At 41.8% G+C, this 23,983-nt stretch carries 24 protein-coding genes and 1 pseudogene; 16 read left to right on the top strand and 9 right to left on the bottom strand.

The genetic code is table 11. The features are described 5' to 3' along the window. The first annotated feature begins 13 nt into the window (after positions 1-13). Positions 14-3,718, top strand: coding sequence for a hybrid sensor histidine kinase/response regulator (locus L4C54_RS04040; RefSeq protein WP_428807175.1), 3,705 nt, complete (start codon positions 14-16; stop codon positions 3,716-3,718). Positions 3,719-3,823: 105 nt separating this feature from the next. Further along, a complete protein-coding gene (gene ansA / locus L4C54_RS04045; RefSeq protein ID WP_428807176.1) occupies positions 3,824-4,837 on the top strand; it encodes an asparaginase in 1,014 nt (337 codons plus the stop codon). Between the two features lie 118 nt (positions 4,838-4,955). Here ansA and L4C54_RS04050 read toward each other — a convergent pair whose 3' ends face one another. Beyond that, the gene (locus L4C54_RS04050; protein WP_428801388.1) at positions 4,956-5,258 is read right to left on the bottom strand and encodes a YeaC family protein; all 303 of its coding nucleotides are present in this window, start codon (positions 5,256-5,258) and stop codon (positions 4,956-4,958) included. Between the two features lie 99 nt (positions 5,259-5,357). Between L4C54_RS04050 and L4C54_RS04055 the strand changes: the two genes are divergently transcribed. Continuing rightward, positions 5,358-6,179, top strand: a complete 822-nt coding sequence (locus L4C54_RS04055; protein WP_428807177.1) for a DUF2989 domain-containing protein — start codon at positions 5,358-5,360, stop codon at positions 6,177-6,179. 45 nt (positions 6,180-6,224) lie between these two features. Here the strand turns inward: L4C54_RS04055 and msrB are convergent, their stop codons facing one another. Next, positions 6,225-6,647, bottom strand: coding sequence for a peptide-methionine (R)-S-oxide reductase MsrB (gene msrB / locus L4C54_RS04060; protein ID WP_428807178.1), 423 nt, complete (start codon positions 6,645-6,647; stop codon positions 6,225-6,227). 334 nt (positions 6,648-6,981) lie between these two features. Between msrB and gap the strand changes: the two genes are divergently transcribed. The 4 genes from gap to L4C54_RS04080 all read left to right on the top strand — a co-directional run bounded on the left by gap (position 6,982) and on the right by L4C54_RS04080 (position 10,531). Continuing rightward, positions 6,982-7,977 (top strand): type I glyceraldehyde-3-phosphate dehydrogenase, encoded by a 996-nt coding sequence (gene gap / locus L4C54_RS04065; RefSeq protein ID WP_428801385.1) that lies wholly within the window; start codon positions 6,982-6,984, stop codon positions 7,975-7,977. A gap of 187 nt (positions 7,978-8,164) precedes the next feature. After that, entirely contained in the window at positions 8,165-9,049 is an 885-nt protein-coding gene (locus L4C54_RS04070) for a D-hexose-6-phosphate mutarotase (RefSeq protein WP_428807179.1), read from the top strand. A gap of 101 nt (positions 9,050-9,150) precedes the next feature. Next, the gene (gene rlmA, locus L4C54_RS04075; protein WP_428807180.1) at positions 9,151-9,969 is read left to right on the top strand and encodes a 23S rRNA (guanine(745)-N(1))-methyltransferase; all 819 of its coding nucleotides are present in this window, start codon (positions 9,151-9,153) and stop codon (positions 9,967-9,969) included. A 214-nt stretch (positions 9,970-10,183) separates the two neighbouring features. After that, positions 10,184-10,531, top strand: coding sequence for a hypothetical protein (locus L4C54_RS04080; protein WP_428807181.1), 348 nt, complete (start codon positions 10,184-10,186; stop codon positions 10,529-10,531). 95 nt (positions 10,532-10,626) lie between these two features. Here L4C54_RS04080 and L4C54_RS04085 read toward each other — a convergent pair whose 3' ends face one another. Then, positions 10,627-11,064: a YcgN family cysteine cluster protein gene (locus tag L4C54_RS04085; protein WP_428807182.1), complete on the bottom strand. Its 438-nt coding sequence runs from the start codon at positions 11,062-11,064 to the stop codon at positions 10,627-10,629. 211 nt (positions 11,065-11,275) lie between these two features. Between L4C54_RS04085 and aroA the strand changes: the two genes are divergently transcribed. The 3 genes from aroA (at position 11,276) to L4C54_RS04100 (ending at position 13,737) form a co-directional block, all read left to right on the top strand. Further along, positions 11,276-12,556 (top strand): 3-phosphoshikimate 1-carboxyvinyltransferase, encoded by a 1,281-nt coding sequence (aroA, locus tag L4C54_RS04090; protein WP_428807183.1) that lies wholly within the window; start codon positions 11,276-11,278, stop codon positions 12,554-12,556. Between the two features lie 140 nt (positions 12,557-12,696). Further along, a complete protein-coding gene (locus L4C54_RS04095; protein ID WP_428807398.1) occupies positions 12,697-12,945 on the top strand; it encodes a YkgJ family cysteine cluster protein in 249 nt (82 codons plus the stop codon). A 138-nt stretch (positions 12,946-13,083) separates the two neighbouring features. Further along, positions 13,084-13,737 (top strand): outer membrane beta-barrel protein, encoded by a 654-nt coding sequence (locus L4C54_RS04100; RefSeq protein ID WP_428807184.1) that lies wholly within the window; start codon positions 13,084-13,086, stop codon positions 13,735-13,737. Between the two features lie 67 nt (positions 13,738-13,804). On the opposite strand, the pseudogene L4C54_RS04105 reads toward L4C54_RS04100, so the two are convergent. Continuing rightward, a pseudogene (locus L4C54_RS04105) lies at positions 13,805-14,053 on the bottom strand (PhnE/PtxC family ABC transporter permease); the annotation flags it as partial. Continuing rightward, the gene (locus L4C54_RS04110; protein ID WP_428807185.1) at positions 14,019-14,186 is read right to left on the bottom strand and encodes a hypothetical protein; all 168 of its coding nucleotides are present in this window, start codon (positions 14,184-14,186) and stop codon (positions 14,019-14,021) included. The pseudogene L4C54_RS04105 and the gene L4C54_RS04110, both read right to left, overlap by 35 nt. A 112-nt stretch (positions 14,187-14,298) precedes the next feature. On the opposite strand from L4C54_RS04110, the gene L4C54_RS04115 reads away from it, so the two are divergent. After that, on the top strand, positions 14,299-14,925 hold the full coding sequence (locus L4C54_RS04115) for an outer membrane beta-barrel protein (protein WP_428807186.1): 627 nt from the start codon (positions 14,299-14,301) through the stop codon (positions 14,923-14,925). A gap of 143 nt (positions 14,926-15,068) precedes the next feature. Here the strand turns inward: L4C54_RS04115 and L4C54_RS04120 are convergent, their stop codons facing one another. After that, the gene (locus L4C54_RS04120) at positions 15,069-15,389 is read right to left on the bottom strand and encodes a DUF1244 domain-containing protein (RefSeq protein ID WP_428807187.1); all 321 of its coding nucleotides are present in this window, start codon (positions 15,387-15,389) and stop codon (positions 15,069-15,071) included. 249 nt (positions 15,390-15,638) lie between these two features. Here L4C54_RS04120 and aqpZ point away from each other — a divergent pair, with 249 nt between their 5' ends. Continuing rightward, on the top strand, positions 15,639-16,334 hold the full coding sequence (gene aqpZ, locus L4C54_RS04125) for an aquaporin Z (protein WP_428801376.1): 696 nt from the start codon (positions 15,639-15,641) through the stop codon (positions 16,332-16,334). Positions 16,335-16,424: 90 nt separating this feature from the next. On the opposite strand, the gene L4C54_RS04130 is transcribed toward aqpZ, so the two are convergent. After that, the gene (locus L4C54_RS04130; RefSeq protein ID WP_428807188.1) at positions 16,425-17,315 is read right to left on the bottom strand and encodes a Tim44 domain-containing protein; all 891 of its coding nucleotides are present in this window, start codon (positions 17,313-17,315) and stop codon (positions 16,425-16,427) included. A 177-nt stretch (positions 17,316-17,492) separates the two neighbouring features. Here L4C54_RS04130 and L4C54_RS04135 point away from each other — a divergent pair, with 177 nt between their 5' ends. From L4C54_RS04135 to L4C54_RS04145, 3 genes are all read left to right on the top strand, one after another. After that, complete coding sequence (locus L4C54_RS04135; RefSeq protein ID WP_428807189.1) at positions 17,493-18,083, top strand: TetR/AcrR family transcriptional regulator; 591 nt, start codon at positions 17,493-17,495, stop codon at positions 18,081-18,083. Between the two features lie 15 nt (positions 18,084-18,098). Continuing rightward, on the top strand, positions 18,099-19,973 hold the full coding sequence (locus L4C54_RS04140; RefSeq protein WP_428807190.1) for an MFS transporter: 1,875 nt from the start codon (positions 18,099-18,101) through the stop codon (positions 19,971-19,973). A gap of 147 nt (positions 19,974-20,120) precedes the next feature. Further along, a complete protein-coding gene (locus tag L4C54_RS04145; RefSeq protein ID WP_428807191.1) occupies positions 20,121-21,044 on the top strand; it encodes a YeiH family protein in 924 nt (307 codons plus the stop codon). A gap of 36 nt (positions 21,045-21,080) precedes the next feature. On the opposite strand, the gene L4C54_RS04150 is transcribed toward L4C54_RS04145, so the two are convergent. Further along, the gene (locus L4C54_RS04150; protein WP_428807192.1) at positions 21,081-21,254 is read right to left on the bottom strand and encodes a hypothetical protein; all 174 of its coding nucleotides are present in this window, start codon (positions 21,252-21,254) and stop codon (positions 21,081-21,083) included. Positions 21,255-21,370: 116 nt separating this feature from the next. Continuing rightward, the gene (locus tag L4C54_RS04155; RefSeq protein WP_428807193.1) at positions 21,371-22,249 is read right to left on the bottom strand and encodes a LysR substrate-binding domain-containing protein; all 879 of its coding nucleotides are present in this window, start codon (positions 22,247-22,249) and stop codon (positions 21,371-21,373) included. 178 nt (positions 22,250-22,427) lie between these two features. Here L4C54_RS04155 and nagE point away from each other — a divergent pair, with 178 nt between their 5' ends. Beyond that, positions 22,428-23,897 carry an N-acetylglucosamine-specific PTS transporter subunit IIBC gene (nagE, locus tag L4C54_RS04160; RefSeq protein ID WP_428807194.1) on the top strand — a complete coding sequence of 490 codons (1,470 nt, stop codon included), beginning with the start codon at positions 22,428-22,430 and terminating at the stop codon, positions 23,895-23,897. Positions 23,898-23,983 lie beyond the last annotated feature (86 nt).

A 23,983-nucleotide genomic window follows, 5' to 3' on the forward strand; every position in this document is an offset into this window, starting at 1 on the left:
GGAAAATTATTCGATGGAATCAACCCAAGATCGCCCATCATCAATTTGGCTCAAGCTAAAAGACAAAAACAACCGAGTTTTAATAGGGTTTGTTGTTTTAGGTATGGCACTCATTGCCATAGGGGCTTTTGGTTGGGGAACGTTAAACACTCTGTTTAAAACCATGGATCGATACAATGGGGCGAGCCTGCTAGAGAGTCTATTGGATGACGCTCGGATCAATGAACTGGTCTTCACTCGTGATCTTGACCTAAGTGCCGCTAACAATGCAACAGAAGCAATAAAAGAGTCTATAAAGTTGCTCGAAAATAAGGGCGGCAACAGTATTGCTTCACAGGAGATTATTGCAGCACTGAATGAGCGACTAAAAACATTCCAAAAAGGTTTTTCTCAATATACTAGTTTACGCCTCAACAGCGAGCAGATGCACCGGTACATGGTAAGAGCGGCACGAAAGGCGACCTCTAGTACTAATGCCCTTAAAGAGTTGCAAATCAAATATATTCGTTACGATAAAGGTGAGATTGAACGTTACCGTATTTTAATGGATAGAGCCTCAAAGTCAGTTAATATTTCCCATGAATTGCTCATTCTTTCCAAAGAGCTCGAGATTCGCGATGCCATTTACTTGAATAGTAATAAAGCTATTGATAGCCAATTATTGCAAAACCAAGAAAGTAGAATTATCCACCAGCTAGAGTCACTAATTAAGCTCTCTCCAACACCGAAGAATAAAATGATCATTGAAGAGATGCAGATTATTACTGAACTCCATTTTGATATGTTAAATACTCTGATTAGTAAAAGAGAGAGCGGAAGTCTATCGCAAAATGATATTAGGGCACTTGAGGACAATTTGTTAGAACTCGAGAGCAATGCCATCGATTTACGCTATGACAAAGAGTTTCAATTTGCGATCTACCAGCGACAAATTAAAACAATACAGGACATATTAAACGCTCGGCTTGTACTGTCACAAGAGGTTGATAGTTTAACGACAACCATCGGCAACGCTAGACAACTTGATAGAGACTTTTTAATGGCACGTTCTGGTGAAGCCCAAAAAGTATTATCCAATCAAGTTAAAGGGCTGATTGATGATGCGCTCTATACGGCACTACGAATCAAAAAACTCCTCATTGAGCAAGATGAATCCTTAGTGTTTAAAAGCGTTGTAGAAGATATACGCTTCTATAAAAGTAACTTTGCGAGAATGGTTGATGTCAGAGAGCAGGCTACCGAAGTTGGTAATGATATGGTCTATAACATACTGGCGACTGATCGTTCATTAAGTAAAGTACGCACTGCGAGAGCAGTGTTAATGAATAAGACGAAAACATCATCACAGCTTCTTGCTATTAGTGGCATCGCCTTTTTAGTCAGCCTATTTCTATTGGCTTATCTAGTGCACCGCTCTCAGATCACTCTCGTATCCCTCAATAATAAATTGACAGAAGCACGCGATAAGGCGGAGCTTGCAGATCAAAGTAAATCTGATTTTCTAGCGAACATGAGCCATGAGATTAGAACACCAATGAATGCGATTATAGGAATGAGTTATCTCGCATTGGAGTCTAACGAGTTAAAACCAAAACAGAAAAGCCATATAAAAATTGTTCATCGATCAGCGAAATCACTGCTTGGCATTATTAATGATATTCTTGATTTTTCCAAAATCGAGGCGGGAAAGTTGGAAATAGAACAAGTCGATTTTAGAGTGCAAACGGTTATCGACGATTTTTCTAATATTATCGGTTTAAAAGCGAAGGAAACAGGGCTTGAACTTAGTATCGATATTGCCCCTAATTTCCCAGAGCATATTGTCAGTGATCCACTCAGGCTAGGGCAAATACTGCTTAACCTAGGAAGCAATGCGGTGAAGTTTACCAAACAAGGTGAAGTCGAGCTTTCCGCTTGTGTAAAAGAACAAACACCGGCACATACTATACTCCAGTTCTCTATTCGAGATACTGGGATAGGGATGAATCAGGAGCAACAAGAAGCACTGTTTCACTCTTTCCAACAAGCCGATACCTCTATTACTCGTCAATATGGCGGTACTGGGCTAGGTCTTGCTATATCCAAACAACTGAGTGAATTGATGGGTGGAGGAATTGAAGTAATGAGTGAACCAAATATCGGCTCAACCTTCACCTTCTGGATATTCGTGAAACCCAGTACTCAAACAAATTCAGCCAGCAAGGATAACATCCGTCAATTCCACGATAAACGAATTCTCGTTGTTGACGACAGCGACTCAGCTCGGAAAATTGCAACCAAACAACTAGAACGATTAGAAATCAACTCGAGCTGCGCCAATAGTGTAGATACAGCAATGGCCGCTATCATAGACGCTGACAAAACAAACAACGCTTTTGATGCGATATTATTGGATTGGAAAATGCCTGAAGAGAGTGGTGTTGCGCTGATTGAAAAACTCAATGCTAACGATAATGCTTTCACTGTCCCTCCTATCATCATGATCACCGCGTATGAGCGAGACGATATTAAGGCTGAACTCTTACGACTAGATTTATCGGTCGAAAAGATTCTAAATAAGCCCACGAACACAACCCAGTTATTTAATGCGTTTGCAAAAATATGGAGCCCAGAGGATCAAGTAACCACCGCGAAAGAGAACGAAGAACAAATCCACCAAAATAACCTATCAAGGCTAGCAGGGAGCCACGTTTTATTAGTTGAAGACAATTTGATGAACCAAACGCTGGCTTGTGAGTTACTCTCTACCGCTAACATCACTTACGCTATCGCCAATAATGGGCAAGAAGCACTAGATTTATTAGAAATTCAAACATTTGATGGCGTTTTGATGGATTGCCAAATGCCTATAGTCGATGGCTATCAAGCGACGTACAAAATCAGATCTGATCTAGGTTTGGTGAAATTGCCGATTATCGCAATGACAGCAAGTAATATGGCAGGCGATCGAATAAAAGTTATCGATTCTGGCATGAATGACTTTATCTCGAAACCTATTGATATACACGACATGTTCGCAATTATGCGTAAATGGATTACGCCAGCTAGCCCTACTACTTCTGATGAAATTGTGACTAACCTAGAGCAAGTTGAGCAAGCAAAACCTTCCGATAGTGATGCTGATGCCTCGTCAGTCGACCCATTAACAAACTTAACCAGTATCGACTGGAAAAATGGGCTAAAGCGTTGCAATGATCAAACCGCGCTGTATCACACATTACTAAGCCAATTTGTAGACCACTATTTACCGAGAGACGTCGCAGAACAAATTGATAGCCAGTCCATTGAAGAGCGCTATTTACATACATTAAAAGGCGTTGTCGGAAATATCGGCGCTCGAACGCTGCATCAAATATGTTGTAATTTAGAGAGTGCTATTCACGTTCTAGACTTTGCAAAAGTTGAGGAATTAAAAGCTGAATTGCTCACAGAGTTTAACGATGTGCACTTACAGCTTTCTCACTATTTAAATGCAATTCAAACCGATGAAACTACGCAAGATCAGCCTGTTAATGTATCAATCGATCAAGCTAAACAACAGAAATCCAATCTGATCCAGGTTCTAAAAGACGCAGATGCTGATGCTATTGACCTTATCAACAATATGTCATATCACAGTGAACTGGGAGTTGACAGTGCTAAGTTCACAGCGCTTAAAAAAGAGATCAATAATTTTGATTTCGACGCTGCCTTAGCACTCTTAACCGAACCAGAGTAAAAATAACCAAGTTTAACCAATAAATTGTGCATATATGCGTAGAATTAATGGAATGCAACGGTCTATAATCGCCGCCTGTTCCCAAATTACTAAACGGTTTTCATCATGACGAGAAAACACATCTATATCGCCTACACAGGCGGTACTATCGGTATGCAAAAATCTGATCACGGTTTTATACCTGTGGCCGGTTTTATGGAAAAACAACTTGCAGGTATGCCTGAGTTTCATCGCCCAGAAATGCCGGAATACACTATCCATGAGTATGACCCGCTAATTGACTCGTCTGATATGACTCCAATGGATTGGCAACAGATCGCTGATGATATTCGAACCAACTATGATAAGTACGACGGCTTCGTCATCTTACATGGTACCGACACAATGGCTTACACCGCGTCGGCGCTGTCGTTCATGCTGGAAAACCTAGGAAAGCCAGTGATCGTGACAGGTTCACAAATACCGTTGGCTCAGTTGCGATCAGATGGCCAAGCTAACCTGCTCAATGCACTGCATATTGCGGCAAACTACCCAATCAACGAAGTCACTCTTTTCTTCAATAACCAACTGATGAGAGGAAATCGTAGCACCAAATCTCACGCAGATGGTTTTAGCGCGTTCACTTCCCCAAATATGCAACCACTGCTTGAAGCAGGGATCAGCATTAAGGTCAGTAACGATGTAACGGTAGACCAGAAACCTGAAGGGGCTTTTAAGGTGCATAACATTACGCCACAACCTATTGGTGTGATCACAATGTATCCTGGAATCTCACACGAAGTGATCCGAAACACATTGCTTCAACCCGTTAATGCGATGATTTTGCTGACCTTTGGCGTAGGTAATGCGCCGCAAAACCCTGAGTTATTGGCGCACCTAAAAGAAGCATCAGAACGTGGTGTTATTGTCGTTAACTTAACTCAGTGTTTAGCCGGAAAAGTAAACATGGGCGGCTATGCGACTGGCTGCGCACTGCAAGATGCTGGTGTTATCAGTGGTTTTGATATGACCCCTGAAGCGGCGCTAGCGAAGTTACATTACTTGCTTAGCCAAGGGCTGTCATATGAAGAAGTCAAAGAGCAGATGCAAAAAGTACTACACGGTGAGATGAGTCTGTAGTTTGAGCTTAAACTAAAGCCTACTTGCTCTATCAATACCTAAAAATTTAAAAAGCTATCTTAGTACTTCACTAAGATAGCTTTTTTTGTTTTTTCAGTTCCGACAACTGTTGTTCCGTTTACTTGGCGCCTATGCCCTGCTCTTCGTTAGGGTTTACACGTAAAATGTCACTTTCGTTCTTTTTAAACTGCTTTTTTAGTTCAGACTTTGACTTGAAGCTGATCTCACCGCCCGCTGCGACTGTCATATGTGGCGCGTCTACATTATGCTTAGATTGATAGAGCATCACTGCTTGCATACAAGAATCTCGTTGGGATTGAGAAAGACGACCACCTTCTGGCCACTTTCCAGTTTCAACAGCATAAATTAATCGCTGATAAACTTCAGGTGTAATAGCATCAATTAATATTTCAGCATCCATGTTCTATCCTTACGTTATGAGGCTGTACCAAAATATAACGCTCATCAATTGAGTCAAGGTTAGTTAGAAGAATAAGAGTAATCGATCACAAGCGAACGTATGAATTTATCTAAAATAACAATTACCATCTTTGCAACGCTCTCTTTGTCTGGATGTTTCGAAATCACTAAAAACACTGATCAACTGTGTGAAAGTACACCCGCACTTCGTTGTGAGCTACTTAACATGAACGATGGTCAATGCCGCCTTCCAAGAACAGATTTGATTTGGCACCGCTACGAAGTGTTCAAAGATCCAAGCGATATCAATGTTATTCAAGAATACGAATTTGCAAGGCTATATAGAAGATGTTTAGAGCTTGCCGCACAAATACAACCCATTGATCAAAGTGGGCTCAAGCAACGCCGATTTAATGCATTAATTCATTCGGGTGACGAACTCGAACGTATTGTTGAAGAGCTGAAGCAGTCTCGTTCTCCTGAAACGCTCTATTTCTTATGGAGCCAGGTTGGCGATGAGCAAGCTCGCAGAGAGTTTTTGCAACTAGAAGGCTCCCCCCAATTAGACACAGCCGAAATGCAATATGCGCTCGCGACTTTTTATACTAGCCGAGATCATTTAAAAACCATCGACCTACTAAAACGATCACTTGAACTTACCCGATCAGGTTCTGTGAACACCGAAATTCTCAAAACTCTTGCCAGCACCCATTATCGAGTTCAAAACAAAGAACGTGCCTACATCTGGGCTATGGTGGCTAAAGATTTTGATGTCCCTATCGCTTCCGATCAAGAAATACAGCTTTTATACGGTTTTACAAAAGATAAATACCAAGAATTGGATGATATTGCAGATTCAGTCGAAGATTCTATTAGCTCAGGATCGTTCAATAGAAACGTAATTCCTCAAAATTTGAAATAAACCAACCAATTTAAAATTATGTAACAATGAAACAGAAAGCGGTGACTATTCACCGCTTTTATTACTTTTGTTGAAAATTAACGACACTGAATTCACACAGTAACGTTCACCGGTTGTCACAGGGCCATCTTCAAAAACATGCCCTAAATGGCTTTCACACTGGCTACATCGTATCTCCACACGCTTCATACCGTGACTCAGGTCTTCAATATAACGAATAGCCTCTGCACTGACAGGGGCATCAAAGCTTGGCCAGCCACAACCTGAATCGTATTTGCTGTCAGAGTTAAATAATGCTTTTTCACAGCAAGTACAATGATATATACCTGTATCTTTATTATGTAGCAAAGCACCGCTGAAAGGGGCTTCTGTTCCACCTAAGCGACAGACACCAAATTCGTCATCAGACAACTGCTCGCGCCAGTCCTCATCTGACTTGTTAACAATTTTTTTGTTCTCGTTATTCATAAAAAACTTCTCTTACTCTCATATTTTATACAAACTTTTTTTTCGAAAGACTTGCGAAACCAGACTGTTGTAGCACATACTTTCTTGCCGTAACAAGAGCGTTACGAATTAATAGATCGCTTTAATATTTTAAAACATTTTTCGATAGCTGAGTTACATACAATCTGTAATTAAGTACAAAAAACCATCATTTGCGACAAAATGTGAAAAAAAGCGACAGTTTTTTTTGACATTAAACAAGTAAAGCCTGATTATCAGTTGCAGATGCAAACTGGATTTTGTAATTTTACTACCAGTTATCTTTATTCAGAAATTAAGTTGTGGAGCAACTATAATGACTATCAAAGTAGGTATTAATGGTTTTGGCCGTATCGGTCGTTTTGTATTCCGTGCAGCGCAAGAGCGCAATGACATCGAAGTTGTTGGTATCAACGACCTTATCGATGTTGAGTACATGGCATACATGCTTAAGTACGATTCAACTCACGGACGTTTCAACGGTACTGTTGAAGTTGAAGGCGGAAACCTAATCGTTAACGGTAAAACAGTTCGTGTAACTGCTGAGCGTAACCCTGAAGATCTTAAGTGGGATGCAATCGACGTAGACGTTGTTGCTGAAGCAACTGGTCTTTTCCTAACTGACGAGACTGCACGTAAGCACATCACTGCTGGTGCTAAGAAAGTTGTTCTTACTGGTCCTTCTAAAGACGCAACTCCAATGATCGTTATGGGTGTTAACCAAGACACTTACGCTGGTGAAGATGTTGTTTCTAACGCTTCTTGTACTACTAACTGTCTAGCGCCTGTTGCTAAAGTTCTTAACGACAAGTTCGGTATCGAATCTGGTCTTATGACTACAGTTCACGCTACTACAGCAACTCAAAAAACTGTAGATGGTCCTTCAGCTAAAGACTGGCGCGGTGGCCGTGGTGCTTCTCAAAACATCATCCCATCATCAACTGGTGCTGCTAAAGCAGTAGGCGTTGTACTTCCAGAGCTAAACGGCAAACTAACTGGTATGGCTTTCCGCGTACCAACTGCTAACGTTTCTGTAGTTGACCTAACTGTTAACCTTAAGACTCCAGCTTCTTACGAAGCAATCTGTGCTGCTATGAAAGAAGCATCTGAAGGCGAGCTTAAAGGTGTTCTAGGTTACACTGAAGACCAAGTAGTATCACAAGATTTCATCGGTGAAGTTCAAACTTCAGTATTCGATGCTAAAGCTGGTGTTGCTCTAACTGACACATTCGTTAAAGTTGTATCTTGGTACGACAACGAAATCGGTTACTCAAACAAAGTTCTTGACCTAGTTGCACACATCTCTAAGTAATTAGATTTGTAAACAATTAGCGATACTTGTGTTTGAAACATAAGACGTAAAAAAGGCGGCTCTTGAGTCGCCTTTTTGTTATCTAAATTTTGTCTACCCCAGATTCCAACCCAATACTTTCTTTAAAACTCTTACATTTTCCGTCATTGAGTATTGGACTGTAATTTCTCAAATTGAGGACATATCGATGGACTTATTATCATTACCCGCGTTAACCGTACTTTCAGACAACGTCACTATTGTTGAGAAAGATGGCGTTAGAATTGTTCGAGTCATCCACGAAAAAGCAACTGCTGGCATTGCTCTACATGGTGGTCACGTCGTTTCCTTCAAGCCTCAAGGGCAAGAAGAGCTTATATGGATGAGTGACAAAGCAACCTTTGATGGCAAGGCGGCGCTAAGAGGCGGTATTCCTGTCTGTTGGCCTTGGTTTGGTCGTATCGCAGCACCTGCACATGGCTTTGCACGTTCAAGTGAGTGGGCGCTTGTTGAGCACCGTGAGAATGACAACGGCGTGATTGTTAGCTTAGGTCTAGCAACAAGTGAAGCAACGCTGAATGTTTGGCCACACCAATTCAAAGCGAGACTTAATGTTGAAATCTCAGACACATTAAAAGTAACGCTTGATGTGACCAACACTGACGACCATGCTTGGACATTCTCTGGCGCACTACATACCTACTTGAACCTAGGCGATGTTCGCGAGTCCTCTACAACGGGCATGGGTGACGAATACATCGATAGCCTGCAAGCAAACAAGATATGCCTTGGTGATTCTGAGCTCGTTCTAACAGATACCATCGACCGCGTTTACACTCGCCCAACAACATCTATTGACGTTAAAGACATCAAACTTCAACGTACAATCTCAGTTGAAAATGAAGGTCATAACTCAGCGGTATTATGGAATCCGTGGGCGGAAGGTGCAACGGCAATGGGTGATATGTCAGACGACGGTTATCTAGGATTTCTATGTGTTGAGTCGACTCTACACGCGCCAACTATTGAGTCCGGAAAGACACTACAACCAAATGAAAGTCATCAACTCGTGACGTCAATCTCTGCAAAATAATAGGGATTCTCTTTGTTACTATAAGAGCAGCAATCGCTGCTCTTTTTATTTGTATCTATAACCGATAGACTTACCGCCTTCACTACTCTTTTGAGGTCTTTATGGCTTACCAATGCCCACTTTGCCACCAGCCCCTTATACTTTCGGAACGCACTTTCAAGTGTGGCAGCAACCATCAGTTCGATTTAGCCAAAGAAGGCTATGTGAATTTGATGCCAGCTCACCATAAACGTTCGAAAGACCCGGGCGACAATAAAGAGATGATGCAAGCACGTCGCGCCTTCCTACAAGCGGGTTATTACGACCCTATGCGTCAAGCTATAGCAAATCTATGTAAAGACCACATAGAATCAGACCAAGCTCAATTACTCGACATTGGCTGTGGTGAAGGGTATTACACCGATCAAGTTGCCTCTACACTTAAGTCAAAAGTCGCCAATGCCGAAGTCTACGGGTTAGACATATCAAAGGTCGCAATTCGTTATGCGGCGAAGCAATACCCTCAGTGTGACTTTAGCGTCGCGTCTAGTCATCGCCTACCTTTTTCAGACAACTCTCTCGACGCTATTTTAAGAATATATGCGCCGTGTAAAGCCGATGAATTAGCTCGCTGTTTAACCGACGATGGTAAAGTTATCACGGTAACACCGGCAGGAAGACACCTCTATCAGTTAAGAGAAAAAATCTATTCTGAGGTCCACCTTCACAGTGAAGAACTTGAAGAATTAGAAGGGTTTGAATTAGTCCACCAAGAACAGCTCAACTACACGATGGAGCTGGCAAAAGGCGATTCCTTACAGCTACTTCAAATGACACCATTTGCATGGAAAGCAGACGAAGAACTAAAAGCTGAACTGGCTGCATTAGTAGTATTCAATTGTGAGGCTGATTTCATGCTTCGCGTGTACAAAAAGCTATAATTAAATAAATATTCAATGACTAAGATGCAGCGTCAAAATTGACTCTGCATCGCAACCTTCAATCACTTCTCAACGTTCCTACCTGACGAAAACCATTCCTAAAAAATAGGCTCGGATTTTGCTTAGCTTTTAGTTATACAAATTATGGATAAATTTACACAAGTTTTTCATATCGTGGTCGATATAGTGACAGTAGCGTGTAAAGGAGATATGTATGACACCAGTAGGAATGGGGCCAGCTCAGCTGTCTCAAGCCCAACAGGTCAAGCCTCAAGGAAGCCAAGCAACGTCAGAGAACGGCCCTGCCCCTCTGAAAGTTGAACAGAATAAAGTAACTTTGTCGGATGAAGGCAAGGCGTTACTTGCTGCGCTTAAGGATTTAGAAAAAGAAGGAATTGATTCAGACAAAACAACCACCTCTAAGGTTGAGTCTTTTGCCCACGGTGCATTGGGAATGGATCATCCAGATAAAATCAAAGAAGAGTCAGATGGGTCGTACTCGGCGGGGCAATATCTTTCCGCAGCGGCAACCATTGGCGGCATCATTTTAATGTTGGCATAACAGCTTTTCGCTAACGGCTATGCCAAACATTCAACAACAGACCTATTCTTGGTTTGCCATTTTTCACGTCTACTCAAAGCATAGATTTAATGAAATCATCTAGAAGGATGATTTAAGATGTGGTCTTCCCAATCTTGAACATCTATTTCGTACACGACTTTATTACGTACACTTTCACCGGCTGCATGCATCTCGGATTTAGAACCAGTAATCAACGGGTGCCATACTGGAAGTGGGTTATTTTCAGCCAACAGACGATACGCACATGTATCCGGTAACCAATGAAACTCTTCAATTTTATCGCGAGTCAATTTCAGGCACTCTTCGCCTGACTTAAAACGATTTGGATAGTCTTTACATGAACACGTTTTATCGTTTAGTAAACTACACGCTACGTTGGTGTAATACACCTCATCACTGTCTTCATCCATAAGCTTATGTAAGCAACACTTACCACAACCATCACAAAGAGATTCCCACTCTTGCTCGGTCATTTCTTGGAGAGTTTTTGATTGCCAAAATGGAGAAGTCATAGCTTTTATCTTCGATTCAAAACGGATGCGTTTTATACCGTTGCTGCTAGTAAACTTCAAGCTTAATCTTTAATTCTCTACATGCCTTACTATTCAGCATTAATAAATCCCAAATACAAACGTCATATCTGCGCAGTAAAATTTGAGTAACCCATATTTGATGGTTCACCGCTTTGGAACCTGCTTATCAATAAAGGATTACATAATCATCATGGAACAATTAACGTTGCAACCTATCGAAAAAGTATCTGGGACAATCAATTTACCAGGTTCAAAAAGCATCTCTAACAGAGTACTGATATTGGCTTCTCTTGCCGAAGGTACAACCCAATTAACCAATTTATTAGACAGTGATGACACAAGGCATATGCTCAAAGCCTTGTCCCAATTTGGCGTTAGCTACCAGCTATCACAAGACAACACAGCGTGTACTATTCATGGTTTAGGCAAGCCATTTACATCACCTACACCAACGGAGGTTTTTCTCGGTAATTCAGGTACATCAATGCGATCACTAGCCGGAATATTATGTTTAGGTAAAGGCGAGTTTACCCTAACGGGTGACCCTCGAATGAAAGAGAGACCTATTGGTCACCTTGTTGATGCATTAAGTGAAGCTGGCGCTGAAATCGAATACCTAGAAAGCGAGCAGTACCCTCCTTTAAAGATTAAAGGGACAGGTTTAGTCGGCGGTAACATTTCAATTGATGGCACTATCTCCAGCCAGTTTTTAACTGCGGTTCTAATGGCGTTACCATTAGCAACAAATGACAGCCAAATTAAGATTATTGGTGATCTGGTTTCCAAGCCCTATATCGATATTACCATTCAAATGATGAAGCAGTTTGGCGTTGAAGTTGAAAACCACGACTATCAGGCCTTTACGATAAAAGGAGGTCAGAAATATCAATCACCTAAGGAGTTTCATGTCGAAGGTGATGCGTCATCGGCTTCTTACTTCCTTGCTGCAGCAGCGATTAAAGGCGGCGAGGTGACAGTCACGGGTATCGGAAAACACAGTATCCAAGGTGATATTCAATTTGCCGATGCGCTTGAGAGAATGGGTGCAGAAATTGAATGGGGAGATAACTATATAGCCTGTCGCCGCAATACATTAATGGGAATCGACATGGATTATAACCACATCCCTGACGCTGCCATGAGTATCGCAATCATCGCTCTGTTTGCTGAAGGTACGACAACCATTCGCAACATATACAACTGGCGAGTGAAAGAAACCGACCGTTTGTCTGCAGTTGCAACGGAATTAAGAAAAGTGGGTGCTAACGTAGAGGAAGGACATGACTACATTATTGTGCAGCCACTCGACATCTTCAAACATGCCAGTATAGACACCTATGATGATCACCGAATTGCAATGTGCTTTTCTCTCATTGCACTAAGTAGTACTGCGGTTACCATCAACGATCCTAAATGCACGTCTAAAACATTCCCTGATTACTTCGACAAGCTTAAAGGCTTATGTCTATAGAGGTCTGTTGTTTGTGGCACACATAATTATATGTGCGTCTGTAGCTGGAAACCATGTACAACGCTAGATTAGAACCAAAAGGTGCCGAGGCGAGTATTGTTTGCTATTATCCGCATCCGTTAATTATTGGTGTTATTAGTATGGATTGTCGTCTTGGTTGTGGTGCTTGCTGTATAGCACCGAGTATATCGTCTGCTATTCCTGGAATGCCAAACGGGAAGCCGGCAGGACAGCGCTGTATTCAGCTAAACGATGACAACCTCTGTAAGCTTTTTGGTAAAGCGGAACGCCCTAAGGTGTGTCATATTTTTCAGGCTTGCCCTGATATTTGCGGAAAAACGACCGATGAAGCTTTATTAAACATCACTTTCCTTGAACGTGTCACTTAATATCATTTAAATTCACTTATTAAATGAACGCACTGTAATAAGTCGTACTTATTAACGAGTTGCAAATTCCAAATTAGAACTCTTCGTTTTAAATCACAATAATACTTTCTCATTCTCCCTGTTTAATTGGATATATTAATGAAAAAAGTATTACTTACACTTTCTATCGCTTTAGCAACGTCTCCAGCCGCATTTGCAACAGAGTTCTTCATCGGTGGTGGTGCAGGTTACCACGATGCAAAAATTGAATTAAACGACTCAGAGTTCGGCACAGCGACTGAAAATGCTAATGGTGCATCTTTTCACATTCGAGCCGGTGCATATTTAACTGAGAATCATCGTGTAACTACAACTATCAATCACATGGGTGATTCAAATGTATACCGCAATCGCTTATCTGATGTGCCGGAAAACATTGATGTTCAACTAGAGCTTGCTCAAACTGAATACCTCATTTCATATGACTACATCTACTCCGTAGGTGATAAACTGTCTATCTTCGCCGGAGCAACTGCAGGTATTGTAAATAACAAAGCGAATGGTTTTATCGTAGAAAAGCCAACGTCAGGTGATCAAACTGAGTTTTCTCACAAAGGCAGCGAAAGTGATTTCACTTACGGCCTTCAAGTCGGTACTCAATACAAGATCATGAATAATATGTCACTTGATTTACAATATCGTCATATGTTCGAATCTTACTCACATGCAACGAACTGGTCTGAAGGCGAAACAACAGAGCTTTCTATTCCAAGTCATAGTGAGCTATCTGTCTCACTAGATTACCGCTTCTAAAGATACCTATGAATTTTGATGCTCTTCGCATTAGGGAGAATACTTTGGGCATCAATTTTTGGAGCTTTCATAATATAAAGCAGAGTAAGGCTAAATCAACGCAGTACAAGATCCATTCTGATGTATGCAATATCGCGCAGAAAATAACAGCAACTTGTGGCCACGCCAGTATGGGCATTGATTCCTGAAGCTTTAAGCCATCCCCTCCCGCTCCAACCAAACCCAACACAGTTGATTCACGAATATTGATGTCCCATCGTAATTATGTCGTACCAATAAAATTAGGCAGTACCTTCGGCACAATTGACAGATTTACTTATTGTCGATGGCAGATTTAAGTCGATATGTAACTGGTTGCTGCAATTTCGGTTCAAAAATATGTACCCACCTAGCTTTGTTCTCTCAAGGTGGTAGGTAATGACAATATCGCCACCTAATAGAGCACTCATTTAACACCTCATAACTAACAGTTAACACCGACATATCTAGAAGTCATTAGTGCCACTTGACTCATATCTGCATAATCCTCCACCAAATCGCTCCCAACCTTTGGATACAGAAATGAACAAAACACTTTTAGCGTTAACAATCACAACTCTTGCTGCACCTTCAGCAATGGCGACAGAATACTTTGTAGGTGGTGGTCTTGGTTACCACACTACAAAAGCTGAAATTGCGAATAACGGTCATGGATACACTGGTAAAAATAGCGGTTTAGCTCTGCATATCCGAGGTGGTGCATATATCACAGAAAACCACCGATTAACCGGAACTGCCAATTTTGTTCTTAACGATGAGGTCTACGCTGAAAGTACCCCTGGATTGTCTGGCTCTGACTACACTATAGATTTCAAACAAACTGAATTTTTGATGTCTTATGACTACATTCACTCTATCAGTTCAGACTTTTCTGTTTTCGGCGGCGCTACAGCCGGAATGGTTAAAAACACATTAAAGGAAGAGGAACGATACTATAACTTCCCTTACCTAAGTTATAGTGTTGAGGAGAGTAAATCAGATTTTACTTATGGGTTACAAGTTGGCGCTCAATATAAACTGACTAATGACCTATCTGCAGACCTGCAATACCGTCATATGTTTGAGTCATTTTCTTATACAGAAGGTAATTATAAAGAATCAATTTCTAATCACGGTGAATTTACTATCTCTCTAGACTACCGTTTCTAATTAAGAACAAAGTACTGCCTAATGCCTTAAGTATAGGGAGTGTACTTAAGGCATTATTTTGTTCCTTAGCTAACTCTGTGTAGCGAAGAATAAAAAGCCCACCTAATTGAGGTGGGCTTTTTGCTATCTAATCAAAACTGAAGTTAGCCTTTATTTTGCTTCGCTTCAAACGCGGCCATTTGCTCTGGTGTCGCTTTAGGCTGATGGTTCTGTTTCCACTCATCGTAAGTCATGCCGTAAACACGCTCTCGTGCATCATCAATATCTAGCTCTAAACCGTTCTGCTCTGCTTCCGCTTTATACCATTTACTAAAACAGTTTCTACAGAAGCCAGCCTGAATCATAAGGTCGATATTCTGCACGTCTTTATTTTCATCTAGATGAGAAAGTAGACGGCGAAATACAGCCGCATCGAGTTTATCTTGCTCTTGTTGAGATAAGTTTTTGTATTTAAATTCAGTCACTTTTACTTCCTTGCTGCTTGTTTTATTTGTCGTCTGATTATGTGCATTTGTTTTAAATTACTCAAACAAAAAATACAGACAACCAAATTAGCTGTGAAAGCCAAAGTAAGCACTAACTTCTGTATTGAATATGAGACGCACATAAGTAACGCCACCATATTCATCAAATTTAATATTGCTATCACACTGCTCTGACATTGCTGCATTACATTCCTCGCGTTTCGTCAATCAACAACAGTAGGAAAATTCATGAACAAGTATTTAGCAGAAGGTTTTGGTACATTTTGGTTAGTATTAGGCGGTTGTGGTAGCGCTGTATTAGCAGCAGGTTTTCCCGATGTTGGTATCGGTCTATTAGGAGTGTCACTCGCATTTGGTCTTACGGTTCTGACTATGGCTTATGCAATCGGACATATCTCTGGTTGTCACTTGAACCCAGCGGTGACTGTTGGCCTTTGGGTTGGTGGCCGTTTCGAAGCTAAATATGTTCTTCCTTATATTATTGCTCAAGTCATTGGTGGTGTAATTGCTGGGGGAGCCTTGTACCTAATAGCGACAGGACAAGCAGGGTTTGACGTTACAGCTTCAGGTTTTGCTGCTAACGGATTTGGTGAGCACTCGCCAGGTCAGTACGCAATGACTGCTGCCATTATCACAGAAGTAATTATGACCATGATGTTTTTAATCATCATTATGGGCGCAACAGACAATAGAGCACCACAAGGCTTTGCTCCAATTGCTATAGGGCTTGGGTTAACTCTAATTCACCTAATCAGCATTCCAGTGACGAACACGTCGGTTAACCCTGCTCGCAGTACTGCTGTTGCTCTTTATGTGGGTGACTGGGCAGTGTCGCAGCTTTGGCTGTTCTGGGTAGCGCCTATTGTCGGTGCTATTCTTGGAGCAATCGCATATAAAGCAATTGCCGGAAAGCAAGAAGCATAATTAGCAACGATTTATTCCATCATCAAAAAAGCCCGATATGTAATCGGGCTCTCTTTTATGCAAAACACTGAGTGATTAGGTAACGGCCGTTTAGCCTTGAATACCAACAATCAACCAAGGTGCATTGTCTTGAGTTAGATCGCGCTCTAAGTGCCAGATATCCGTAATATCTTCTTCAACACCTTCCGTTGTATCACGGAAGCGACCGCTAAATTGCAAGCTTAACTGAGCTTTACTCGCGTCGTAATCTGCACGAACAATTTCAGCATCAACATACATTACGTCGGTGTGCTGTTCGCCTTGCGCTTTGGCACGTTCCGCTTTTAAATCTTCAAAAAGACTTGGCGAGACATACTCTTGAATCGTATCTAGTTGATTATGATTCCAAGCGCCTTGAAGGATACGATAGTGCTCACGTGAGCCATCAACAAATGCCGTTTTATCAAACGACGGTGGGTAGTTGTGTGGGACATCGCTTTGTGTACCAAAGCCACCCGCAGAATTCGCAGTGCCTTGGTTTGAATTATTCGCTTGCTGCTCAAAATTATGAACGTTTGGCTGTTCAAATTTCTGGTTGGTACCACCAAAAGCAGGCTGTTGACGTTGCTGATTCATACTGCCTTGTTTCGAGCCGAGCATGCCACGCAAGAATTTAAAGGCTAGGAAAGCAATCAAACCCATAATTAAGATATCCATAAACTGGATACCGTCAAATGCACCACCAAAGAATGCTGCTAATAGACCACCGGCTAACAAGCCGCCCATTAGACCACCCATTAACCCCCCCTTACGGCTAGTATTCTGTGCTGCGCCCTGTTCTCTGTTAACACGGCTAGTATTGGTGGTTTGCTGACTTGGTGCGGGAGCTGTTTTAAAGCTCTTACCGAATGACTTACCGCCACCCATCCTTTTCGCTTCGGCTAGCGGAGCGACAGCGACTGATACCATTAGTAACGCTACCAGTGAAAAAATCTTTTTCATGCTTTTCCTCAGGGAAATAATTATAGAAGCACGTTAATCATAACGACTTCGTAACACTATGCAAACTATCAAATTAGATTGTGTGTATCAGAATATTGCAAAAATTGTGTGACTTAGTTGACGCCTCCCTCTTCGTTCCCTAGAATATTGAACGTTGTTCATAATTATAAAGTTATCATGGCCCGTAGAAACGATCACACCCGTGAAGAGCTCGTCGCTCTTACTCTTAACACTGTTAAAGATTTTTTGGCTGACCAGCCACATCACGACCTAAGCTTGAGAAAAATAGCGAATATGATCGGCTATGTTCCGAGTACGTTGGTGAATGTATTCGGTAATTATAATTTATTATTACTCCACGCTGTTGCTCAAACTCTTGACGAATTAGGCGTGGAAGCTCGTGACGTTGTCGAGAACAGTGCTGATCCACAGTCTGCGCTTTATGAACTTGCCTATTGTTATCATGACTTTGCTCAAAAGCACCCCCATCGTTGGCAGCTGATTTTTGCTCATAACATGAATGGTGAGACATTACCTCAATGGCAATCAGAACGTATCGATAACATGACAGGGATGCTCGAAAGCTTACTGCGAATTGTCGCGCCTCAAAGAACTGAAAATGAAATTCTACAAGCAAGCCGAGTATTGTGGTCTGGTGTTCATGGTATTACACTTCTTAGTGTTGATGATAAATTCTTCGCAGCAGCCCCTATCGATGGTAAAGAGCTGATCGAAAATTTACTCTCTAATTATCTCTCCAATTGGTAATAATAAGGACCTGCAATGCCGGAGCATCCTCAGGCTTCTTTACTGACTAAAAAGCGCTTTTTACCTTATTTTATTACCCAGTTTTTTGGCGCTTTTAACGACAACATATTCAAGAATATCCTACTTCTCCTTGTCGCATTTGCTGCGGTAGGGAGTTTGCCGTTTTCTAGCAACTTGTTTATTAACTTGGCCGCTGGACTTTTCATCCTGCCGTTTTTCCTTTTTTCAGCGACAGCAGGTGTCCTCGCGGATAAATACGAAAAGTCCCAACTGATTCGTATTATAAAGCAATTTGAAATCGGCATTATGTGTTTAGGCGCGGTTGGGTTTATTACTGAAAGTTACTTTATTTTGCTGATTTTGCTCTTCCTTATGGGGACGCAGTCGGCATTTTTTGGCCCAGTAAAATACGCTTTATTACCACAGCACCTAAAATCTGATGAACTTGTTCAAGGGAACGCCCTTGTCGAAACGGGGACATTCTTAGCCATTTTATTAGGTACAGTGGCCGCCGGCGTTATTGCCTCTTCAGAGGGTGCTAAATACATTGCCGCTTTCTGCGTAATCGTTTCTGCAATCATTGGTTATCTCGCTAGTCGTTCAATACCCGAAGCCCCTGCAAGTGCTCCAGAGTTAGAATTTAAATGGCAGCCAATCAAACAAACGAGACAAACATTAGCTATCGCTAAATCAGACCGAGTGATTTTTCAGTCTATTATGGCGATCAGCTGGTTCTGGTTCTTAGGTGCGACCTATTTAACCCAGTTCCCAAATTTCACGAAGGTGTATCTCAACGGACAAGAAAGTGCCGTTTCATTTCTATTGGCACTTTTCTCTGTAGGCATAGCCTTTGGTTCACTAGCTTGTGACAAGTTATCCAACCATAGAATTGAAGTGGGCATTGTTCCACTTGGCAGCCTAGGCATCACCATTTTCGGTTACTTAATGATTGCTGCTATTCCAGAGTCATTACCTATCTTTACGACTTTTTCTGAATTTGTTTCTTATCAACCGCTTTGGTCCGTCTTTGCGTACTTGTTACTGCTTGGCGCTTCAGGAGGCATCTTCATTGTTCCTCTGTATGCTCTATTGCAGCTTCGAGCTCAGCCTAAAGAGCGAGCACAGGTCATTGCCGCTCTAAATATTTTTAATTCTCTCTTTATGGTAGGCAGTGCAATCCTAGGCATTGTTTTCCTAAGTGTGCTTGGACTTAGTATTCCCCAACTGTTTACATTACTAGCCATACTGAATCTTCTGGTTTCTATATACCTGTGTATTCAAGTACCTATTTTTGTTATTCGGTTTTTAATGTGGATTTTGACTCACACTATGTATCGAGTTAAGCATAAGAACCTTCAGCACCTACCTAAAAAAGGCGGGGCTCTTATTGTCTGCAACCATGTAAGCTACATGGATGCCCTACTCGTTAGTGCTGTCTGCCCTCGTTTGATTCGCTTTGTTATGGAAGAAGAGTACGCAAACCTTCCACCTCTTAAAGGCTTTTTAAATCGAGCGGGAGTGATTCCGATCTCCGCAAGTCGAAAAACCTCAATCCGACGAGCGTTTCAAGAAGTTGAGGAGTCACTTAACGAAGGGCACATTGTCTGTATTTTCCCTGAAGGCAGCTTAACATCGGATGGTGAAGTCGCCGAGTTTATGCGAGGCATGGACATCATACTCAAACGCAGCCCTGTGCCCGTTATCCCAATGGCACTGAAAGGCTTATGGGGCAGCTACTTTAGCCGCTACAAAGGCAGTGCATGTAAAGGGCTGCCAAGAAGATTTTGGTCTAAGATTGAAATTGAAGTGGGCCCTCCTGTTGAGCCTACTGACGCAACGGCAAATTATATGAGAGACAAGGTCTCTAAACTTCGTGGCAACTTCCAATAGAACTCACGCACTATATTTAGGTGTGACTCTAAAATTGATGTGCAGAAACAAGCGTTCAGCTAAAGTGAACGCTTGTTCAAAACATTAAGACTGACTGATCTACTTTTTCCTATACACTAAACGCTCTTATCGCCAATGAACAACACTATGACCCAATTAAAACATCAACTCCCTTTTTGGCTTGCTGGCATATTCTGTTTAACGCCTTACGTTTCATCACCAACAGCGCTAGTTATTGGGTTCCTTCTAGCAAGCTTTGGGCTAATACCTAAAAACATCGCCATAGGGAAAATGACGAAAAAGCTCTTAGCGGTTTCGATTGTGGGTTTAGGGTTTGGTATTCAGTTAGAAGAAGCGATAGCCGTTACTTCGAATGGCATCGGCATCATTATTACGACTATCGCCGGGACGTTAATCATTGGGTGGTTCTTTGCCAAAGCGATTGGGCTCGATAAAGTAACGGGTTACCTAATTTCAGCAGGTACAGCGATCTGTGGAGGAAGTGCCATTGCCGCTGTATCACATGCTATTAAAGCCGATGATGATAAGACAGGATTAGCCTTAGCCGTTATTTTCGTTCTCAATTCTATTGCGTTGTTTATTTTCCCTGTCATAGGGCACGCTCTTGGGCTTGACCAACATACTTTTGGGACTTGGGCAGCGATTGCTATACATGACACATCTTCGGTTGTTGGGGCTGCTTCTGCTTACGGTGAGGAAGCTTTAACGACAGCGACTACATTGAAACTTGCTAGAGCACTGTGGATTGTACCTGTCGCTCTTATTAGCTCATTTATATTCAGTAGTGAATCAAAAAAAGTAACGATTCCCCTTTTCATCGTTTTCTATTGTGTTGCAATCGTTGTCAGCGATCTTCTGCCTCAATTTGAATTCATTTACCAAGGAGTATTTGCAGTAGCGAAACAAACTCTGGTTGTGTGTTTGTTTTTGATTGGGTGTGGGATTTCACTTGAGAAGCTAAAAGCAGCTGGACCAAAGCCGTTATTATTTGGGGTTACTTTGTGGGTGTTAATTTCGACAACATCTTTAGCATGGCTAACGTTATTCTAATATCACGTAAGACTCTTTTTTCAGGCTGAAGGTGCGTTATAGCTCTTCAGCCTCGACTCCCACGCCTACCTTTCTTTTATGCTTAACACTAACCACAAAGCTAATTAGGCTTAGGAAAGCAAACAGTTCAGCAAGCGCTTTTACTAAACCTTCACTATAGAGTGCTAGCGCGATCATTAAGATTGTACTCGCTAAAAATATTGCTTTCATTTTACGCCTATATTCATAATTCGTTAATTCATACCTTCTATTATGAGTTAACGCTATATAGAGTAAAATTCTGTTTTGGACTATTTAATGCCAAAATTAACTAACCTAGGTTTGAGTTAGCTTAACTGCCCTTCAATCCAGTTGATAAACGTCCTTACTTTTGGCCTCTTTTCAGTGCCTAACGGACAAATCAATTCATAGCCATGCTCAGTATCCATTGCTGAATAAGGCGTAACTAGCTCTCCAGAATCAAGGTATCCTTTGACAAAATGAAGACGCCCCATCGCTACACCGATGTTGTTTAAGGCACATTTAACGCCCATCTCTCGGTGGCTAACACAATAAAAGTGTTTGAAAGGGTAAAGTTCAATATTAAAATGTTTAATCCAGCGTTGCCAAGCATCAGAACCCAGTGCGTGAATGAAGTTGATTCGATTTAGAGAGTCTAATCCATCTTCAAATATCCGATGTTTTTTTGCATACTCTGGTGTACAAACCGGGACATACTTTTCGCCAAAAAGTCTATTTCTATACATATCCTTCAGATCGTCATCACCGTAGTAAATTGCTATATCCAATTGATTTTTATGAAAATCCTGCTCTTCCTGGGAAAACAAATTGAGATTAAAGTTAGGGTATCGCTGTTTAAAGTCAGCTAGGCGTGGGATCAGCCATTCACTTGCAAAAGTTGGGCTAGTACCAATGTTTATTTGTCCATAAAGATCAGCATTATTGATATCTTCAATCTCTCCGAAAATAGTACTTAGCGACTTAGACAGTGTTTTCTGAAATCGCTCGCCCTCCTCTGTTAACTCAAGTTGTCGAGTGCCTCTAACAAAAAGACTGAAGCCAAGCTCGCTCTCTAACACTTTGATTCTATGGCTTATTGCGCCTTGTGTTAAATGCAGCTTTTTAGCTGCAAGAGTAAAGCTCATCTTCTCAGCTGCAATATTAAACGTATGTAAGTTTCTCAATAGTAATTGATGGTTAGCCACAACAAGTCACCCATTAAAAATTTTAATCCATACTACGATCCATTTCGTTTGTTTGCATTAAAAAATAAGTTTCTAATGACGCTAGAACAGAAAAGTGTAAGCGGTATCAATTGATGACTACTTTTGATTCGTTTGAACGCATTAAAAAAATCAATCTATAGAAAACTTAGGGGCATACATGAATATTCTTGGTTATATGCAAAAAGTAGGTAAGGCGCTGATGGTACCAGTTGCTACGCTACCTGCTGCAGCTATTCTAATGGGGGTTGGCTATTGGCTCGATCCTGTTGGGTGGGGTTCTGAAAGTATCCTAGCCGCATTCTTTATTAAATCTGGCGCGGCAATCATTGACAATATGTCTGTGCTATTTGCCGTTGGTGTTGCATTTGGTCTAAGCCGTGACAAAAACGGTTCTGCTGCACTTTCCGGTTTCGTCATGTTCTTAGTCGTGACAACGCTACTCGCACCGGGTGCTGTCGCACAGTTAACCGGTGTAGATGCGGATGCTGTTCCAGCAGCATTTGGTAAGATCAACAACCAGTTTATCGGTATTCTTGTCGGTATTCTTTCTGCTGAAATCTACAACCGTTACTCGACTGTTGAACTTCCACAAGCACTCGCATTCTTTAGTGGTAAGCGTTTAGTTCCAATCCTAACGTCTGCTGCTGGTATGGCACTTTCATTTGCGCTGCTTTACGTTTGGCCTGCGATCTACGACACACTAGTTCTTCTTGGCATCAAACTAGAAAGTATGGGCGCAATTGGCGCTGGTCTATTTGGTTTCTTCAACCGACTATTCCTATCTGTTGGTATGCACCACGCTCTTTACCCTGTATTTTGGTTTGACGTTGTTGGTATTAACGATATCCCTAACTTCCTTGGCGGCGCAGAATCTATTGCTAACGGTACTGGTATCCCGGGTAAAACGGGTATGTACCAAGCTGGGTTCTTCCCAATTATGATGTTTGGTCTTCCAGGTGCAGCGCTTGCTATGTATCACTGTGCTGACGCTAAAAACAAGAACCAAGTATTCGCAATTATGGTTGCAGCGGCTACAGCTTCATTCTTCACAGGTATTACAGAGCCGCTAGAATTCAGCTTTATGTTCCTAGCGCCGCTACTGTACCTTTTCCACGCAATCCTAACAGGTATCTCACTATACATAGCAGCAAGTATGGAATGGATGGCAGGCTTTGGCTTCTCGGCAGGTTTTGTAGACCTCGTACTTTCAAGCCAAAACCCACTAGCAACTAACTGGTACATGCTAATTGCACAAGGTCTCGTATTCTTCTGTATTTACTACGCGGTATTCCGCTTCGCTATCATTAAATTCAACCTACCTACGCCAGGACGTGGTGAAGAGATGGAAGCAGAAGGTGAAGCAGGTACGACTGAAGAAGGCCTAGCGGCTCTAACGGAAAGCTACATCGCAGCTCTTGGTGGTGCAGAGAACATCCTTGAAGTTGATAACTGTATTACGCGCCTTCGCTTAACCGTTAAAGATTCTTCTGTAGCAGACACTGACAAGCTGAAGCAACTTGGTGCGGCTGGTGTAGTGAAAGTTGGTAAAGGTGGATTACAAGTTATCATCGGGCTTGGCAAGGTTGATAAAGTTGCCGAACAGATGAAGATTGCTTTAGCCAACTAACACCAGCTGAGCAGAAATATCTAACTAGCAACAATTTATAATTGTGGTGGCCTCACCTCCACCACGCCCCCCGAAGTGCAGGAACG

Origin of the sequence: Vibrio lamellibrachiae (assembly GCF_050337265.1) — a bacterium.
GTDB lineage: Bacteria > Pseudomonadota > Gammaproteobacteria > Enterobacterales > Vibrionaceae > Vibrio > Vibrio kyushuensis.

Coding starts and splice junctions, on each gene's coding strand:
- L4C54_RS04150 (WP_428807192.1), bottom strand. CDS start 21,254: ATGAAAGCAATATTTTTAGCGAGTACAATCTTAATGATCGCGCTAGCA.
- L4C54_RS04070 (WP_428807179.1), top strand. CDS start 8,165: ATGGACTTATTATCATTACCCGCGTTAACCGTACTTTCAGACAACGTC.
- L4C54_RS04110 (WP_428807185.1), bottom strand. CDS start 14,186: ATGAGTGCTCTATTAGGTGGCGATATTGTCATTACCTACCACCTTGAG.
- L4C54_RS04100 (WP_428807184.1), top strand. CDS start 13,084: ATGAAAAAAGTATTACTTACACTTTCTATCGCTTTAGCAACGTCTCCA.
- L4C54_RS04050 (WP_428801388.1), bottom strand. CDS start 5,258: ATGGATGCTGAAATATTAATTGATGCTATTACACCTGAAGTTTATCAG.
- ansA (WP_428807176.1), top strand. CDS start 3,824: ATGACGAGAAAACACATCTATATCGCCTACACAGGCGGTACTATCGGT.
- L4C54_RS04140 (WP_428807190.1), top strand. CDS start 18,099: ATGCCGGAGCATCCTCAGGCTTCTTTACTGACTAAAAAGCGCTTTTTA.
- L4C54_RS04080 (WP_428807181.1), top strand. CDS start 10,184: ATGACACCAGTAGGAATGGGGCCAGCTCAGCTGTCTCAAGCCCAACAG.
- gap (WP_428801385.1), top strand. CDS start 6,982: ATGACTATCAAAGTAGGTATTAATGGTTTTGGCCGTATCGGTCGTTTT.
- L4C54_RS04145 (WP_428807191.1), top strand. CDS start 20,121: ATGACCCAATTAAAACATCAACTCCCTTTTTGGCTTGCTGGCATATTC.
- L4C54_RS04055 (WP_428807177.1), top strand. CDS start 5,358: ATGAATTTATCTAAAATAACAATTACCATCTTTGCAACGCTCTCTTTG.
- L4C54_RS04135 (WP_428807189.1), top strand. CDS start 17,493: ATGGCCCGTAGAAACGATCACACCCGTGAAGAGCTCGTCGCTCTTACT.
- L4C54_RS04130 (WP_428807188.1), bottom strand. CDS start 17,315: ATGAAAAAGATTTTTTCACTGGTAGCGTTACTAATGGTATCAGTCGCT.
- msrB (WP_428807178.1), bottom strand. CDS start 6,647: ATGAATAACGAGAACAAAAAAATTGTTAACAAGTCAGATGAGGACTGG.
- L4C54_RS04040 (WP_428807175.1), top strand. CDS start 14: ATGGAATCAACCCAAGATCGCCCATCATCAATTTGGCTCAAGCTAAAA.
- aroA (WP_428807183.1), top strand. CDS start 11,276: ATGGAACAATTAACGTTGCAACCTATCGAAAAAGTATCTGGGACAATC.
- L4C54_RS04115 (WP_428807186.1), top strand. CDS start 14,299: ATGAACAAAACACTTTTAGCGTTAACAATCACAACTCTTGCTGCACCT.
- aqpZ (WP_428801376.1), top strand. CDS start 15,639: ATGAACAAGTATTTAGCAGAAGGTTTTGGTACATTTTGGTTAGTATTA.
- rlmA (WP_428807180.1), top strand. CDS start 9,151: ATGGCTTACCAATGCCCACTTTGCCACCAGCCCCTTATACTTTCGGAA.
- L4C54_RS04095 (WP_428807398.1), top strand. CDS start 12,697: ATGGATTGTCGTCTTGGTTGTGGTGCTTGCTGTATAGCACCGAGTATA.
- L4C54_RS04085 (WP_428807182.1), bottom strand. CDS start 11,064: ATGACTTCTCCATTTTGGCAATCAAAAACTCTCCAAGAAATGACCGAG.
- nagE (WP_428807194.1), top strand. CDS start 22,428: ATGAATATTCTTGGTTATATGCAAAAAGTAGGTAAGGCGCTGATGGTA.